The organism is Celeribacter sp., from assembly GCF_048270365.1.
GTDB lineage: Bacteria > Pseudomonadota > Alphaproteobacteria > Rhodobacterales > Rhodobacteraceae > Celeribacter.
In genome coordinates this window covers 16,148-30,504 of sequence record NZ_JBLWTA010000007.1, presented here as the reverse complement: position 1 = coordinate 30,504, position 14,357 = coordinate 16,148, and the positions used below count along the sequence as shown (strand labels likewise).

The window sequence follows — 14,357 nt, the reverse complement described above, 5'->3', positions numbered from 1 at the left end:
GCCAAAGGTGCAAAACTTTCCGCGACAGCCTGCCGCGGGGTCACTCTGCGACATCCACATCGGGCGTTTCCCAAGCCAGGTGTTGCCCGCTATCAGGACAGATCAACTGCCCAGTCACAGCGCTTGCACCCAACAGATACCGCAGTGTCGCGCAGACATCCTCGGGGTCCACGCCACGTTTCAAAAGCGTGGCCCTTTGTTGGGTGGCAAAGGCCTCATCCGACTGGCGCGCGCCCTGTAGGGTTGGCCCCGGCCCGATGCCATTCACACGCACCTTCGGGGCCAGCGCTTGCGCCGCCGTTTGCGTCAGCGTCCAGAGCGCGGATTTGGCCAAAGTGTAGCTCATGAACTGGGGCGTCAGCTTGCGCACCCGCTGGTCGATCATATTGACCACGAGCCCCTGCGCCACGGGCCGCCCACGCGCGTCCACAACCGGTTCGGGCGCCTGCGCCGCGAAGGCTTGCAGCAACACGAACGGCGCGCGCAGGTTGCTTTCCATGTGCCGATCCCAGCTTTGACGGGTCACATCCGGCAGGCTGTCCTGTTCAAAAATCGAAGCGTTGTTCACCAAAAGCGTCAAAGGCCCGCCCAAGGCCTCCGCGGCACGCGGGACCAGCGTCTCGACCTGTGCCTCGTCCAAGAGATCGGCTTGCAAAACAGAGGCCTTGCGCCCCATGCCGCGCAGTTTCGCAACCAGCTCCCCGGCGGCCTCCGTCGAACGGTTGCAATGCACCGCGACATCGAACCCGTCCTCCGCCAAGGCCAAAACCATAGCCCGGCCAAGCCGATGCGCCGCCCCGGTCACAAGCGCTCTTTTGTCCTGCAAAATCCTCTCCTCAGCTCAGAACAGCCATAACATAGAGGACATATAGGGCGGAAAGGACGATCCCCCAAAGGCGGGTGATGTCGATGCGTTTGAGCACGAACACACCGAGGATCATCGAAGATACGAGCATCACCCAGATGTCGAAATCCATCAGCTCGGCATCGACCGGAAGCGTCCCGACAAGGCTCGACACCCCGATGATGCCCAAAAGGTTGAACATGTTCGAGCCGATAACGTTGCCAAAGGCCACATCGGCTTGTTTGCGGAGCGCCGCCATCACCGTGGTCGCAAGCTCGGGCAAGGAGGTGCCAAGGGCCACAAGCGTCAGGCCGATCACGGTTTCAGAGACACCGAAAGCCCGCGCGATATTGGTCGAGGCATCGACGAGAAGATCCGCCCCCAAAGGCAAACCGATGAGACCGGCAACGAGAAAACCGATGATCTTGGTCCAAGGCATATCGGGATCGGCGCCCTCGACCTCTTCTTCCTCGACATCGCGCTGCGCCACGCGGTGACAACGCGCCTGGTAGATCGCATGGCCGATCATCGAGAACAGCGCGACCAAAAGCACGACCCCGGCGATCCAGTCGAATTGACCACGCATTGCCAAAAGGATGAAAAGCACCGTCGCGCCGATCATCTGGAGGTAAGATGCGCGGGTGGAATTGTCGATCACATGCAGCGTCGAAATCAGTGCAGGAATGCCCAAAACCAGCAAGACATTGGCGGTGTTCGAGCCGATCACATTGCCCAGCGCCAGCCCCGGCACACCATCCAAAATCGCCGAGATGGAGACCAGAAGTTCAGGCGCGGAGGTGCCAAAGGCCACAACGGTCAGCGACACGATCAGCGCCGGAATGCCAAGTCGCAGCGACAGGTTCACAGCGCCACGCACCAACATGTCGCCCGCCACGAGCAAAAGCACCAAACCGGCGACCGCGTAAATGAAATCCATCAGGGTTTGCCCTTTTCACAGGCGCATGCGCCCTTGCCTATTTTGTAACGCCCGCAGCGGGGGCATTTCATGTCTTTGAGTTTTTGCTGTCCAGGAAAGCGCAGCCGTCCGAAGATGGCCAAGACCATCATGAAGATCAGGAAAACGCTGATAACCTTGAACATCATGGCGTCAGAGCCCGAACCTGGCCCAAAGCGCCTGTTCTTCGACCTGCGCCGTCAGACCGGAGGCCAGTTCAGTCCCGAAGCGGCGCAGCAGGGGACGTTTCGGTCCGAACACCGTCAAACGCACCTTATCGCCGTACATCTCTTTCATCTTCGGCACGAGATGGCCGAGGCCATCCGCGAGGCCCAGTTCGATCCCCTTCGCCCCGGTCCAGAAGGCGCCATCGAAAAGCTCGACCTCTTTCGAGAGCCGCTCCCCGCGAGAGGACGTCACGTGCTGGATAAAGGCCTCGTGGATCTCTTCCTGAAGCCCTTTGATCCGCGCCACGTCTTCGGGGTTTTCCGGGCGGAAGGGGTCCATCTGGCTTTTCGATTTACCGGAGGTGTAGACCCGACGTTCGATCCCGTGCTTGGCGATCAGTTGATCAAAGCCGAAGCCCGCAGAGATCACCCCGATCGAGCCGACGATGGAGCTTGTATCGACGAAAATCTTGTCGGCGGCACAGGCCAGCCAATAGCCGCCCGAGGCCGCGACATCTTCGACAAAAGCATAGACCGGAAGCTCTTTTTCCGCCGCCAGACGCGAAATCCGCGCCGCAATCAAAGACGATTGCACCGGCGAGCCGCCCGGCGAATTGATCGACAGCGCCACTGCCGTGGGCTTGCCCTTGCGAAAGGCGCGCTCGATGGCGGGCGCAAGGCTTTGGTCGTTCAAACCGCCCTGACGGGTCATGATCGCGCCATTCAGACGCACGACATTGACCCTTGGCGGGCCATTGCGGAAAGGGATGCGAAGTTTCATGTCCTTGGATGTAAAGTGCGCCCCCCGGACAAACAAGGGCGCGAGACAAAGCCCCGCGCCCTTTTTTTCACCTTTTACTCAGATCAGATCAGTCTTCGGCACAGGCCGTGAAGGCCCCAGCCAGAGAGCCCATCAGATCGCCATAGAACCCGGCCCCCGGCGTCAGGTCGACGCCCAGCGGGTCGATGACCGCGCTTTTGGCTTCGGTGCCGTCCAGCACGGTGTTGACAAGACCCGCGTTGAATTGCGGCTCGGAGAACACACAGGTGATGCCGATCTCTTTCACCTTGTCCTGAATTTCACGAATGCGCGCGGGGCTCGGCGCGCTGGCGTCGCTGATCGAGATCGAACCTGCCGCCGACAGACCGAAACGGTTTTCGAAATAGTTATAAGCATCGTGGAAGACGATGAAGTTCATCTCGGTGAGCGGCGCCATCTCTGACTGAATCTCCGCGATTTTCACGTCCAGCGCCTCTTGGGCGGCGGCGGCATTGGCGCGGTAGGTTTCCGCGTTTTCCGCATCGAGCGCGGCAAGCTCTTCCGCGATGACACCCAACCAGACCCGGCCGTTCATCGGGTCGAGCCAAGCGTGACCGTCAGTGCCCTCATGAGCGTGATCATGGTCGTCGTGACCATCGTGATCATCATGCCCTTCGTCTTCATGCGCGTGATCGTCGTGGTCGTGATCGTGGTCGTCGTGATCCTCCGCCTCATGCGCATGATCGTCGTGGTCATCATGCGCCTCTTCTTCATGCCCATGATCGTCGTGGTCGTCGTGGTCATGATCGTCATGCGCCTCAGCCTCATCATGATCGTGACCATGCTCATCCTCGCCATGCACATGACGCTCAAAGGTCGCCCCTTCACGGACCTCCAACACGGTCGCCCCCTCGACATTCGCGAGCGGCACGGACAGCGTCTGATCGCCGATCTCGTCGATCACCTCATCGAGCCAGGGTTCGATTTTCGGGCCGGTCCAGAACACGACATCCGCCTGTTGCACCGCGCGCGCATCGGAGGGGCGCAGAGCATAGCCATGCGGCGAGGCGCCCTGCGGCATCAAGACGGAAGGCTCGCCCAGATCGCCCATCACCTGCATGACCAGAGAGTGAATCGGCGCCATGTCGGTCACGACATTCGGGACCTCGGCCTGCGCGGCGGTGACGTGTGCGAAATGTGCGCCCGCGAGAACAGGAACAAAGAAAAGGGAGGAACGTAGGGACATTCTGGCCTCAGGATTTGGTGTGTTATGTTATTACGTGACGGGCTTGATATATCACAGGTGATAACATATCAAGTCCTCCTGTCACGAGTCTCCTCAAAGACCCACCCCCGCGCCTCGCGCCCTCACGGAGCACACCCTCATGGACCCGAACCCGATCGGATTTCAAAAGCACGATCACAGCCATTGTGTCGCCGATGCCGTCGCCGAGGCGGATCGGACGTGTCAAAAGGCCGGGCTGCAACTGACGCCTGTGCGCAAACGTGCCTTGGAAATCCTGCTCGAAGAACACCGTGCTTTGGGCGCCTATGACGTGCTGGCCCGCTTGGCCGAAGACGGCTTCGGCAGCCAGCCACCGGTGGCCTACCGCGCCCTCGACTTTCTGACAAAGAACGGCTTTGCCCATAAGATCGAGCGGCTGAACGCCTTTATTGCATGTGCGCATCCGGGCGACATTCACACCCCGGCGTTTCTGATCTGCACCACCTGCGATGCGGTGGCGGAGGCGGAAACCGATCCCTCGCACAGCCTGTTGAACCAGATCGCCGACACCACGGGCTTTCGCATCAGTCGCGCGGTGCTGGAGGCCGAGGGCACCTGCCCCAATTGCCTCGCCAACGATCAGGCGAAAGACCCGAAATGAGCCTCGTTGCCGTAGACACGATCAGCCTGCATCTCGGCGGACGTCAGGTGCTGGATCAGGTCTCGCTCGACATCGAGCCGGGGGAGATCGTCACCATCGTCGGTCCGAACGGCTCCGGCAAATCAACGCTCTTGCGGGTCATCATCGGGGCGCTTTCGCCCAAGATCGGCAAGATCACCCGCAAGAAGGGGCTCAAGATCGGCTATGTGCCGCAAAAGCTGCACATTGATCCGACCCTGCCGCTGACCGTGCGCCGGTTCCTGTCGCTGCCGAAGCGCGTGAGCGATGATGCCGCCCATGCCGCGCTTCATGATGCAGGCGCAGGCCATCTGTGCCACCATCAGATGACATCGCTTTCGGGCGGACAATTCCAACGCGTGCTTTTGGCCCGCGCGCTTTTGACCGATCCCGATCTGTTGATCCTCGATGAAGCGACCCAAGGCCTCGACCAACCCGGCTCCGCCGATTTCTACAGCCAGATCGAGCGGCTGCGCCGAGAAAAAGGCTGCGCCGTACTTATGGTCTCGCATGAGCTCCATGTCGTGATGGCGGCCTCGGATCGCGTGATCTGCCTCAACGGTCATGTCTGTTGCCACGGCGCGCCGGAACATGTCGCCTCCGCGCCAGAATACCGCGCGCTCTTTGGCACCGGCACCCATGGCGCGCTGGCGTTTTATCGGCATGACCATGACCACGATGCCTGCGATCATGATCACACTTCTGATCACCACCATCACGATACAGCACATAAGGAAAGCGCATGAGCCTTTTGGATGATTTCATCGTCCGCGCGGTCTTGGCCGGGCTGGGCCTCGTTCTGGCCGCCGCCCCTCTGGGCTGTTTCGTCGTCTGGCGGCGCATGGCCTATTTCGGCGACGCCACGGCGCATGCGGCCTTGTTGGGCGTGGCTCTGGCACTGGCTTTCAACATCTCGATTTTCGCCGGTGTTCTGAGCATCGCCCTGATCATGGCCGTGACCGTCTCTGCACTCTCGGGTCGGGGCTTTGCCATGGACACGATCCTTGGCGTCATGGCGCACAGTTCGCTGGCCTTCGGCCTCGTCGCCGTGTCCTTTGTGCCGGGCGTTCGGGTCGATCTCATGGCCTATCTCTTTGGCGACATCTTGGCCGTCGGGCGCAGCGATCTATTGGTGATCTGGCTTGGTGCGGCTTTGGTCGTGGGGCTGTTGTATTGGCGCTGGTCGGCGCTTTTGACCGCGACGCTGAACCCCGATTTGGCCTATGCCTCCGGCATCTCGCCCAAGCGCGAACAGATGATCCTGTCGCTCGCGCTCGCTCTGGTCGTCGCCGTCGCCATCAAAGTGGTCGGCACGCTGTTGATTGCCGCGATGCTTTTGATCCCGGCGGCCAGTGCGCGCACCTTTTCGCGCACGCCTGAGCGCATGGCCGCCATCGCGATGGTGATCGGCGTGCTCTCCGTCCTGGGCGGCATCCAAAGCGCCTTTACCTTTGACACGCCGACCGGCCCGACCATTGTCTGCGTCGCGGCGTTTTTGTTCGTGGCCGCCAATCTGGTGCGGCTTCTGCGCGCTCAGGTCAAATAAGAGCTGAGCGCCGCCTCCACACCCTCACGGTAGATCATCGAAAGCCAGCGCGCGAAAGCCTCCGCAAACTGCGGCTCTTCCGCCAGATCGCCATAGATGTGGCGCATGGAAAGCCAAGCTTTCGGGTCGATTTTAGCCTTGGCCGCCAGAGCTGTCAGATCCGACCAGAACGGATCATTGGGCGCAATCTCGGTCCCATCTTCACGTGAACCCAAACAATAGCGCGCCCAAAGCGCAGAGCTGAGCGCAAGTCCTTCCGGCGCAATCCCCCGTGCAAGACAGGCGTGGATCGACGGCACAAGAAAGCCCGGTTGCCGCGACGAGCCGTCAAAGGCCACGCGCCGTGTGGTGTCGACGATCTTCGGATTGGAGAACCGTTCTTTGATCAGCGTGACATAGGTCTCTGGCGTGAACTCCGGCACCGGCGCGATATGAGGCATGATTTCCTCGCGCTCGACTTTTTCGAACAAAGCAACGATCAAAGGATGCGCCATACAGCCGGAAATCGTCGCAACGGAAAGCAATTCCCCGACGGCCGCAATCACCTGATGGCCGCCGTTTAGGATACGGATTTTCATCGTCTCGTAAGAGTGCACATCGTCTGAAAATGTTGCCCCCGCCTTGTCCCAATCGGGACGGCCCGCGCAGAAATTATCCTCGATCACCCATTGCCGAAAATTCTCATGCGTGACGGGCACAGCGTCCTCGATGCCGAACTCCTTTACGAGCTCCAACTCTTTCGGCCCGGTCGCGGGCACAATGCAATCGACCATGGCGTTAGGGAAGCTGCACTCGGCATCGATCCACTCGGCCAAATCAGGATCGGACAACTTCGCGAGCGACACCACCGTTTGGCGCAACACCTCGCCGTTGCCCTGAAGATTGTCACAGGACTGCCCGGTGAAAGGTCCGACCCCACGATCCCGACGCAGCTTCAACGCGGCGACCATGGCACCAAAGGCCGTGCGCGGGCGCCAGGGGTGTTCGGCGTCATGAACAATATCCGGGTGCGTGGCGTCAAACCCTTTGGTTGCTGGATCGATATAATAACCGCCTTCGGTAACAGTGAGCGCGACGATGCGAATGTCGGGCTGCGCCATGCGTTCGATCAGCGCACCATTGCCCGCCTCGACCGGAACATAGTCGATCATCGCACCCACGACCTCCGCCGAAGACCCCGCCGGGTCCAGCTCGATCAGTGTGGTCAGGTAATCCTGCGCTTCGAACTTCAGACGCATCTCCTCATCATAGGGACGCACACCCGCGCCGACGATGGCCCAATCCTGTGCCTGCCCCATCTGCATCAGACGGTGCAGATACCAGGATTGATGCGCGCGATGGAAATTGCCGAGACCGATATGAACGATGCCCGGCGTGAGCGCGCTCCGGTCGTAGCCCGGGCGTTTGACCGTCTCTGGCAAGTCCTTGAGGGTTGTGTTCGATAGCTTCATGATACGTTTCACCTCAACTCATCCACTGGCCGCCATCGACGTTATACGTCTGCGCCACGATGTAATCGGCCTCGGGCGTGGCGAGGAACACGGCCATGCCGGTCAGGTCCTCCGCCCGGCCCATGCGCCCGAAAGGCACGGCCTCGCCCACTTCTTTTTTCTTTTGGCCCAAGGGCTTGTGTTCATATTTGGCAAAGAACGCATCGACCCCATCCCAATGCTCGCCCTCCACCACGCCGGGTGCGATGGCGTTGACGTTGATGCCGTAAGAGATGAGGTTCAGCCCCGCCGATTGGGTCAGGCTGATGACCGCCGCTTTCGTTGCGCAATAGACCGCCACCAAGGGCTCGCCGCGCCGCCCGGCCTGCGAGGCCATGTTGATGATCTTGCCGCCCTGCCCGCGCGCGATCATGTGTTTCGCCACCGCCTGCATCATAAAGAGCGGACCAGAGACGTTGATCGCAAAGGCGCGCTCAAAGTCGTCGCGGGTGATCTCGACGAGGGGTGCTGCGGTAAAGATCGCGGCGTTGTTGATCAGAATGTCGATGCCGCCGAGGCCTCCGACCGTCTCTGTCACTGCGCGTTCAATGCTGCCCTGATCCGTCACGTCAAGCTCGACCGCGATGGCCGCCGCGCCGATCTCGGTTGCGGCAAGACGCGCGCGCGCGATGTCGATGTCGGCGATGGCCACACGCGCCCCTTCCGCGACATAGGCCTTGGCAAATGCCAGCCCGATGCCGCGCGCCGCCCCCGTGATTAACGCAGTTTTACCCGACAGTTTCCCGGCAAGCCGCATCATGCGATCCTGAGCCCCTCGGCATCGAAGCGATGCAGATTGGCCTCATTCGGCGTCAACCAAACAGTGTCGCCATAGGATAGAGACACTTCGCCGGAGGCGCGCACGGTCAGAGGCTCGACCTGACCCTCGACCGTGACGTGAAAGAACGTGTCGGAGCCCAAATGTTCCGACACACCGATCTCGCCTTTCCACGTTCCGCCCTCGGTCGAAATTGCGAGGTGTTCGGGGCGGATGCCGATGGTGGTGGCATCATGTTTGGCCGCCTCTGCCCCGGTGATAAGGTTCATTTTCGGCGAGCCTATGAAACCCGCGACGAAGACATTGCGGGGGCGATTGTAGAGTTCGAGCGGCGAGCCGACCTGTTCGATATTGCCCGCGCGCAGAACGACGATCTTGTCGGCCATTGTCATGGCTTCGACCTGATCGTGGGTGACGTAGACCATCGTGGTGGCGAGGCGTTTGTGCAGCTCGGAGATTTCCAACCGCATCCCCACCCGCAGCGCCGCGTCGAGGTTCGAGAGCGGCTCATCGAACAGAAACGCCGCCGGCTCGCGCACGATGGCGCGTCCGATGGCGACGCGCTGACGCTGACCGCCCGAGAGTTGTCCCGGCTTACGGTCGAGGTAATCGGTGAGGTTGAGCGCCTTGGCCGCTCCCTCGATCCGGCGCTCCTGTTCGTCTTGCGGCAGACCCGCCATTTTCATCGGAAAGGCGATGTTTTTGCGCACGGACATATGGGGATAGAGCGCGTAAGATTGGAACACCATCGCGAGACCGCGTTTCGCGGGCGGCAGGTTGGTGGCGTCTTCGCGGTCGATACGGATCTGGCCGCCAGAGACATCTTCGAGCCCCGCGATCAGCCGCAACAATGTGGATTTCCCGCAGCCCGACGGGCCGACGAAAACCACAAACTCGCCATCCTCAATGGTCAGATCCAGCGGCGGAATGACTTCGATGTCTCCGAAGGCCTTGCGCACTTTATCAAGTGTGATGCGTCCCATGTCGAAGGTCCTTTTCTTATTTGACTGCGCCGAAGGTCAGGCCCCGGACGAGTTGTTTCTGGCTGAACCAGCCCATGATCAGGATCGGCGCGATGGCCATGGTGGAGGCGGCGGACAGTTTCGCGTAGAACAGGCCTTCGGGGCTTGAGTAGCTGGCGATGAAGGCCGTCAGGGGGGCCGCTTTCGCGGCAGTCAGGTTGAGGGTCCAGAACGCTTCGTTCCACGCAAGGATGATGTTCAACAACACCGTCGAGGCCATGCCGGGGATCGCCATCGGCGTCAGCACATGGATGATTTCTGAGCGCAAACTGGCCCCATCCATCCGCGCGGCCTCCAGGATTTCCCCGGGGATTTCCTTGAAATAGGTGTAGAGCATCCAGACGATGATCGGCAGGTTGATGAGCGTCAGAACGATCACCAGACCGATGCGCGTGTCGAGCAATCCGAGATCGCGGAACAAGAGGTAAATCGGGACCAACACACCAACTGGCGGCAGCATTTTGGTCGAGAGCATCCACATCAAAACGTCCTTGGTGCGCTTGGCGGGGACAAAGGCCATCGACCAGGCGGCGGGCACCGCGATGATCAGACCCAAAAGCGTCGAACCGCCGGAGATGATCACCGAGTTCATGAAGTGCCGGAAATAGTTCGAGCGCTCCTGCACCGTGGCGTAATTGTCCAGCGTCCAATGGAAATTGAACCAGACGGGCGGATCGGCGATGGCAGCGGCCTCGGTCTTGAACGAGGTCAGGATGGTCCAGAGGATCGGGAAAAAGATCGCGATGCCGATGGCCCATGCAAAGACGGTGGTGACGAGTTTGCGCCGGGTCGAAACGGAACGTGACATGAGTTCGCCTCCTTACGCGTCGAGGTTCTTGCCGATCATCCGCATCAGGAAGATCGCAACGATATTGGCGAGGATGATGGCGACGACGCCACCGGCGGAGCCACCGCCCACATCGAATTGCAGCAAGGACTGCATATAGATGAGGTAGGTGAGGTTTGTGGACGCCGTGCCCGGACCGCCATTCGTAGTCACGAGAATCTCGGCGAAGACCGACAAGAGGAAAATCGTCTGGATCAGGATCACCACGGTGATCGCACGCGCCAGATGCGGCAGCATGATGTACCAGAACCGCTTGATCCACGGCGCACCATCCATTTCGGCCGCCTCGAGTTGTTCCTGATCGAGAGACTGTAAAGCGGTCAGCAGGATCAGCGTCGCGAAGGGCAGCCATTGCCAACTTACGATGCCGATGATCGAGGCCAGAGGCGCCGAGGACAGAAAGTCAAAGGGCTGCAACCCCAACGCTTTGGCAGCATGGGCAAAGAGACCGTTCACCGGGTTCATGAACATGTTCTTCCACACCAACGCCGAAACGGTCGGCATGACAAAGAAGGGCGCGATGACCAGAATGCGCACGATGCCCTGACCGAAAAACGGCTGATCGAGCAAAAGCGCCAAAAGGATGCCGCCGATCACGGTGACCACCAGGACGCCAACCACCAGCGCGATCGTGTTCCAAAGCGCGGCAAAGAACGCAGGGTCCGTGAGGAAAAAGCGATAATTCGTGAGCCCGGTGAATTCCTCCATCCCCGGCATCAACAGATTGTAGCGCAGGAAAGAGAAATAGAGCGTCATCGACAGCGGGATCAGCATCCAGCCCAAAAGCAAAAGAACAGCGGGCAAGATCATGAGCCGCGCGCTCATGCGAGAATGTTTCGTGGCCATGTGATGTGCCTCGGCGATCAGAGGGAAAAAGGCGGGCCGGTACTAAAGACGCCGGCCCGCGAGGAGGACGGTTTACTTGATGTATCCGGCCTTCATCATCTCACGCTCGGTGAGTTTCTGGGCGTTGTCCAAAGCCTGTTCGGCGCTCATCTGACCGGCCAGAGCCGCTGAGAATTGCTGACCCACGGCAGTGCCGATGCCCTGAAATTCCGGGATCGCAACGAATTGCACGCCCACATAAGGCACCTCATCCACGGTCGGGTTCTTGGGGTCCGCGGACAGGATGGACTCAAGCGTCATCTTCGCGAAAGGCACGCTCTGATATTCCGGGTTCTCGTAAAGCGACTGACGCGTGCCCGGCGGCACATTGGCCCAACCTTCTTTCGAGGCGACGAGCGCAGTGTAGTCTTTCGACGTCGCCCATTCGACAAAGGCTTTCGCCGCGTCGACTTTCTGCGTGCCCGCCGGAATGCCGAGGTTCCATGCCCAAAGCCAGTTGCCACGCGGACCCAGACCATTGTCCGGTGCCTGCGCGAAACCGACGCTGTCGGCCACTTGGCTGTCGCTCGGGTTGGTCACGAAAGAGGCCGCGACGGTGGCGTCGATCCACATGCCGCATTTGCCGGTCTGGAACAGCGCGAGGTTCTCGTTGAACCCGTTGCCCGACGCGCCCGGAGGACCGTAATTGTTCATCAACTCAAGATAGTCGTTGAGCGTGTTGGCCCAGGCCTCGCTATCGAACTGCGGCTTCCAATCCATGTCGAACCATTTCGCGCCGTAGGAATTGGCCATCGCCGAGAGGAACGCCATGTTCTCGCCCCAGCCCGCCTTGCCGCGCAGGCAGATGCCGTAGACCTCGTTGTCCTTGTCGGTCATCGCGGCGGCGGCTTCTTTGATGAAGGCCCAAGTCGGCGCGTCGGGCATCTCAAGACCGGCCTTTTCCATCAGGTCGGTGCGATACATCACCATCGAGCTTTCACCATAGAACGGCGCCGCGTACAGCTCGTCATCGACGGTCAGGCCATCGCGGATCGCGGGCAGCAGATCGTCGACGTCATAGCTCTCCGGCAGATCGTTCAGCGACACAAGCCAACCACGCTCGCCCCAGATCGGCACCTCATAGGTCCCGATGGTCATCACGTCGAACTGCCCGCCTTTGGTGGCCACATCCTGCGTCACCCGTTGGCGCAGCACGTTCTCCTCCAACGTGACCCACTCCACCTCGATGTCGGGATGTTTGGCGTAAAAATCATCCATCAGACCCTGCATGCGGATCATGTCGCCGTTGTTGACGGTGGCGACCGTGATGGTCTCGGAAGTGGCCCCTGTCGCCAATGCAGCAAGAGCGCACGCCCCCATGAGGGCGCGGAAAGTCGTGTTCATGATATCCTCCCATTAGATTTGAGCATTTGCCCATATCATGAACTAATGCTCACCTATGTGCGCATTTCTGTCAAGACGCTTTTCCAAAACGCCCATAACGTCATCTTTCACGGGAAAGTTTAGTTAGAAATCAAATCCCTGGCGGTGCGCTCATCAGTGAAAACACCGGCCAACAACCCACCCCCCAGTGCCGCACGCAGCGCCGGAAGCTTGGAGTCGCCCGCCGCGACACAGTAAACCGGCATCTCCTGCACCGGCACTTGCACCCCGACCATGCGGTGATTCACCGGGTGATCGAGGTAGCGACCAGCACCGTCGAAAATATGGCCGCAAATCTCGCCGACCCCACCGGCAGCCCGCAGATCAGTCAGTTCTTCGGCGGTCAGAAACCCGTCCACATATAGCGGCGCGTCATCGCCCATCTGCCCGATACCGACGATGGCGAGATCGGCAGATTTCGCCAAGGCGCGCGAGGCCTTCACATGCGGCAGGGACCGATAAAGCACCAGCTCCGCGTCATCCCGCGCCGAGACCGGGGCGGACATCGGGTAATGCTTGGCGCGGGTCTTTTCCGCAAACCGCATGATGACTTCATAAAACGAGGCAGAGCCGTCCGGCGCAACATTGCCAATGAGCGACACCAGCTTGTGATGCGCGCCATCGACGGTGCGCAGATGTTCGACCACGGTCTTGAGCGTCCGGCCGGTGCCCAGCGCAAAGGTTTTTGACTGCCTGTCCTCGAAGAACCGTTCCAACACCGGCGCGACAAAGGGCGCCAGCCCGATCAGCGGATCGGCCCCCGCCCCGATCCCCGGCGAGACCCAGGCCGCCTCCAACCCGAACCGATCCTTGAGATCACGTTCCAATTCCAGACAGCGCGCAATCGGATGGTCGATCCGCACCCGGATCAACCCTTCGGCAGAGGCGCGCGCCACGAGCCGCTGCGCGCGTTGACGGGAAATGCCCAGCTCCTGCGCGATCTGGTCCTGCGTCATCCCGCCGACAAAGGACAACCACGCTGCACGCGCCGCCAAATCGCGCGGCGAGACATCGCTGTCCTCGGCAAAGCCTTGCACATTTCCTTTGGTCATGACCCGGATATTCCCCCGCAAAGATGCGATGTAGAATGAAAGAAATCCGCGAATGATGCAAACATGCGATGCGGCTCGGCCCCGTTTGCGCCGCTCAGATCGAGCCCGCGCAGGTGGCTTCCGCCGGTGAAGCGCCAGACGGTCATGCCCGCCGCCAATCCCGCCTGCACCCCCGCAAGCGAGTCCTCGATGACGAGGCAACGGCTTGGGGAGACACGGTTTTTCTCCGCGGCCAAAAGGAAAAGATCGGGAGCAGGTTTGCCGCGCGAGACCTCAGAGGCGGTGGTGCATCGCCCCTCGAAGAGATCGCTGAAGCCCACGATGCGCAACGAATCCGCCAAACGCGGCGGGCTTGAACTTGTGGCCAGGGCATAGGGTACAGAGAGCTGTGTGATCACCTCACGCACGCCTTGGATGGGGCGCAACTCTTGTTGAAAGGCCGCGATCAGACGCGCGCGATAGGCGGCTTCGAACCCCTCCGGCAAGGTCAGGCCGAACTCTTCGCGGATCTGTTGCATCACGACCGGATAGCTGCGCCCAAGGAAATGCCGCGCCACATACTCCGCGTCGATCTCGACCCCAAAGCCGGCCAATTCGTCGATCAACATGCGCGCGGAAATCACCTCGCTGTCGATCAGAACGCCGTCACAATCGAAGATCACCAGATCGAACATCGCCCCTCCGTCACGCTGGTTGCTGCGCGCCTTATGGCAGAGCGAATACC

At 60.6% G+C, this 14,357-nt stretch carries 16 protein-coding genes; 3 read left to right on the top strand and 13 right to left on the bottom strand.

All coding sequences use genetic code 11. From position 1 onward, the window contains the following. Positions 1 to 40 precede the first annotated feature (40 nt). The 5 genes from ACN0X0_RS10900 to ACN0X0_RS10880 form a co-directional block, all read right to left on the bottom strand. Positions 41 to 829 carry an SDR family oxidoreductase gene (locus ACN0X0_RS10900; protein ID WP_417279327.1) on the bottom strand — a complete coding sequence of 263 codons (789 nt, stop codon included), beginning with the start codon at positions 827 to 829 and terminating at the stop codon, positions 41 to 43. Positions 830 to 836: 7 nt separating this feature from the next. After that, positions 837 to 1,781, bottom strand: coding sequence for a calcium/sodium antiporter (locus ACN0X0_RS10895; protein ID WP_417279179.1), 945 nt, complete (start codon positions 1,779 to 1,781; stop codon positions 837 to 839). After that, positions 1,781 to 1,945 (bottom strand): hypothetical protein, encoded by a 165-nt coding sequence (locus ACN0X0_RS10890; protein WP_417279332.1) that lies wholly within the window; start codon positions 1,943 to 1,945, stop codon positions 1,781 to 1,783. Before ACN0X0_RS10890 ends, ACN0X0_RS10895 begins: the two co-directional genes overlap by 1 nt. Positions 1,946 to 1,952: 7 nt before the next feature. Further along, positions 1,953 to 2,747 carry a S49 family peptidase gene (locus tag ACN0X0_RS10885; protein ID WP_417279178.1) on the bottom strand — a complete coding sequence of 265 codons (795 nt, stop codon included), beginning with the start codon at positions 2,745 to 2,747 and terminating at the stop codon, positions 1,953 to 1,955. 88 nt (positions 2,748 to 2,835) lie between these two features. Then, positions 2,836 to 3,972, bottom strand: coding sequence for a zinc ABC transporter substrate-binding protein (locus ACN0X0_RS10880; RefSeq protein WP_417279177.1), 1,137 nt, complete (start codon positions 3,970 to 3,972; stop codon positions 2,836 to 2,838). Between the two features lie 139 nt (positions 3,973 to 4,111). Here ACN0X0_RS10880 and ACN0X0_RS10875 point away from each other — a divergent pair, with 139 nt between their 5' ends. From ACN0X0_RS10875 to ACN0X0_RS10865, 3 genes are read left to right on the top strand one after another with little or no spacing between them, the layout of a single operon-like run. Next, the gene (locus ACN0X0_RS10875) at positions 4,112 to 4,612 is read left to right on the top strand and encodes a Fur family transcriptional regulator (protein ID WP_226554503.1); all 501 of its coding nucleotides are present in this window, start codon (positions 4,112 to 4,114) and stop codon (positions 4,610 to 4,612) included. Next, the gene (locus ACN0X0_RS10870) at positions 4,609 to 5,376 is read left to right on the top strand and encodes an ATP-binding cassette domain-containing protein (RefSeq protein WP_417279176.1); all 768 of its coding nucleotides are present in this window, start codon (positions 4,609 to 4,611) and stop codon (positions 5,374 to 5,376) included. Before ACN0X0_RS10875 ends, ACN0X0_RS10870 begins: the two co-directional genes overlap by 4 nt. After that, a complete protein-coding gene (locus ACN0X0_RS10865) occupies positions 5,373 to 6,176 on the top strand; it encodes a metal ABC transporter permease (RefSeq protein WP_417261324.1) in 804 nt (267 codons plus the stop codon). The genes ACN0X0_RS10870 and ACN0X0_RS10865 overlap by 4 nt, the downstream gene beginning before the upstream one ends. On the opposite strand, the gene ACN0X0_RS10860 is transcribed toward ACN0X0_RS10865, so the two are convergent. From ACN0X0_RS10860 to ACN0X0_RS10825, 8 genes are all read right to left on the bottom strand, one after another. Then, positions 6,164 to 7,627, bottom strand: coding sequence for a mannitol dehydrogenase family protein (locus tag ACN0X0_RS10860; protein ID WP_417279175.1), 1,464 nt, complete (start codon positions 7,625 to 7,627; stop codon positions 6,164 to 6,166). The two genes, ACN0X0_RS10865 and ACN0X0_RS10860, sit on opposite strands and share 13 nt — an antisense overlap. Before the next feature lie 13 nt (positions 7,628 to 7,640). After that, positions 7,641 to 8,423, bottom strand: a complete 783-nt coding sequence (locus ACN0X0_RS10855; protein ID WP_417279174.1) for an L-iditol 2-dehydrogenase — start codon at positions 8,421 to 8,423, stop codon at positions 7,641 to 7,643. After that, on the bottom strand, positions 8,423 to 9,427 hold the full coding sequence (locus ACN0X0_RS10850) for an ABC transporter ATP-binding protein (protein WP_417279173.1): 1,005 nt from the start codon (positions 9,425 to 9,427) through the stop codon (positions 8,423 to 8,425). Before ACN0X0_RS10850 ends, ACN0X0_RS10855 begins: the two co-directional genes overlap by 1 nt. A gap of 16 nt (positions 9,428 to 9,443) precedes the next feature. Further along, positions 9,444 to 10,274: a carbohydrate ABC transporter permease gene (locus tag ACN0X0_RS10845; protein WP_417261327.1), complete on the bottom strand. Its 831-nt coding sequence runs from the start codon at positions 10,272 to 10,274 to the stop codon at positions 9,444 to 9,446. 12 nt (positions 10,275 to 10,286) lie between these two features. Then, positions 10,287 to 11,159: a carbohydrate ABC transporter permease gene (locus ACN0X0_RS10840; RefSeq protein WP_417279172.1), complete on the bottom strand. Its 873-nt coding sequence runs from the start codon at positions 11,157 to 11,159 to the stop codon at positions 10,287 to 10,289. Between the two features lie 72 nt (positions 11,160 to 11,231). Beyond that, positions 11,232 to 12,542 (bottom strand): ABC transporter substrate-binding protein, encoded by a 1,311-nt coding sequence (locus ACN0X0_RS10835; RefSeq protein WP_417279171.1) that lies wholly within the window; start codon positions 12,540 to 12,542, stop codon positions 11,232 to 11,234. 119 nt (positions 12,543 to 12,661) lie between these two features. After that, on the bottom strand, positions 12,662 to 13,633 hold the full coding sequence (locus tag ACN0X0_RS10830) for a sugar-binding transcriptional regulator (RefSeq protein ID WP_417279170.1): 972 nt from the start codon (positions 13,631 to 13,633) through the stop codon (positions 12,662 to 12,664). Continuing rightward, positions 13,630 to 14,307 carry an HAD family hydrolase gene (locus ACN0X0_RS10825; protein ID WP_417261330.1) on the bottom strand — a complete coding sequence of 226 codons (678 nt, stop codon included), beginning with the start codon at positions 14,305 to 14,307 and terminating at the stop codon, positions 13,630 to 13,632. The genes ACN0X0_RS10830 and ACN0X0_RS10825 overlap by 4 nt, the downstream gene beginning before the upstream one ends. Positions 14,308 to 14,357: the final 50 nt, after the last annotated feature.

Excerpts from the sequence above, each read along its gene's own strand:
- ACN0X0_RS10895 (WP_417279179.1), bottom strand. The coding sequence starts at position 1,781 with ATGGATTTCATTTACGCGGTCGCCGGTTTGGTGCTTTTGCTCGTGGCG.
- ACN0X0_RS10890 (WP_417279332.1), bottom strand. The coding sequence starts at position 1,945 with ATGTTCAAGGTTATCAGCGTTTTCCTGATCTTCATGATGGTCTTGGCC.
- ACN0X0_RS10885 (WP_417279178.1), bottom strand. The coding sequence starts at position 2,747 with ATGAAACTTCGCATCCCTTTCCGCAATGGCCCGCCAAGGGTCAATGTC.
- ACN0X0_RS10880 (WP_417279177.1), bottom strand. The coding sequence starts at position 3,972 with ATGTCCCTACGTTCCTCCCTTTTCTTTGTTCCTGTTCTCGCGGGCGCA.
- ACN0X0_RS10875 (WP_226554503.1), top strand. The coding sequence starts at position 4,112 with ATGGACCCGAACCCGATCGGATTTCAAAAGCACGATCACAGCCATTGT.
- ACN0X0_RS10870 (WP_417279176.1), top strand. The coding sequence starts at position 4,609 with ATGAGCCTCGTTGCCGTAGACACGATCAGCCTGCATCTCGGCGGACGT.
- ACN0X0_RS10865 (WP_417261324.1), top strand. The coding sequence starts at position 5,373 with ATGAGCCTTTTGGATGATTTCATCGTCCGCGCGGTCTTGGCCGGGCTG.
- ACN0X0_RS10860 (WP_417279175.1), bottom strand. The coding sequence starts at position 7,627 with ATGAAGCTATCGAACACAACCCTCAAGGACTTGCCAGAGACGGTCAAA.
- ACN0X0_RS10855 (WP_417279174.1), bottom strand. The coding sequence starts at position 8,423 with ATGCGGCTTGCCGGGAAACTGTCGGGTAAAACTGCGTTAATCACGGGG.
- ACN0X0_RS10850 (WP_417279173.1), bottom strand. The coding sequence starts at position 9,427 with ATGGGACGCATCACACTTGATAAAGTGCGCAAGGCCTTCGGAGACATC.
- ACN0X0_RS10845 (WP_417261327.1), bottom strand. The coding sequence starts at position 10,274 with ATGTCACGTTCCGTTTCGACCCGGCGCAAACTCGTCACCACCGTCTTT.
- ACN0X0_RS10840 (WP_417279172.1), bottom strand. The coding sequence starts at position 11,159 with ATGGCCACGAAACATTCTCGCATGAGCGCGCGGCTCATGATCTTGCCC.
- ACN0X0_RS10835 (WP_417279171.1), bottom strand. The coding sequence starts at position 12,542 with ATGAACACGACTTTCCGCGCCCTCATGGGGGCGTGCGCTCTTGCTGCA.
- ACN0X0_RS10830 (WP_417279170.1), bottom strand. The coding sequence starts at position 13,633 with ATGACCAAAGGAAATGTGCAAGGCTTTGCCGAGGACAGCGATGTCTCG.
- ACN0X0_RS10825 (WP_417261330.1), bottom strand. The coding sequence starts at position 14,307 with ATGTTCGATCTGGTGATCTTCGATTGTGACGGCGTTCTGATCGACAGC.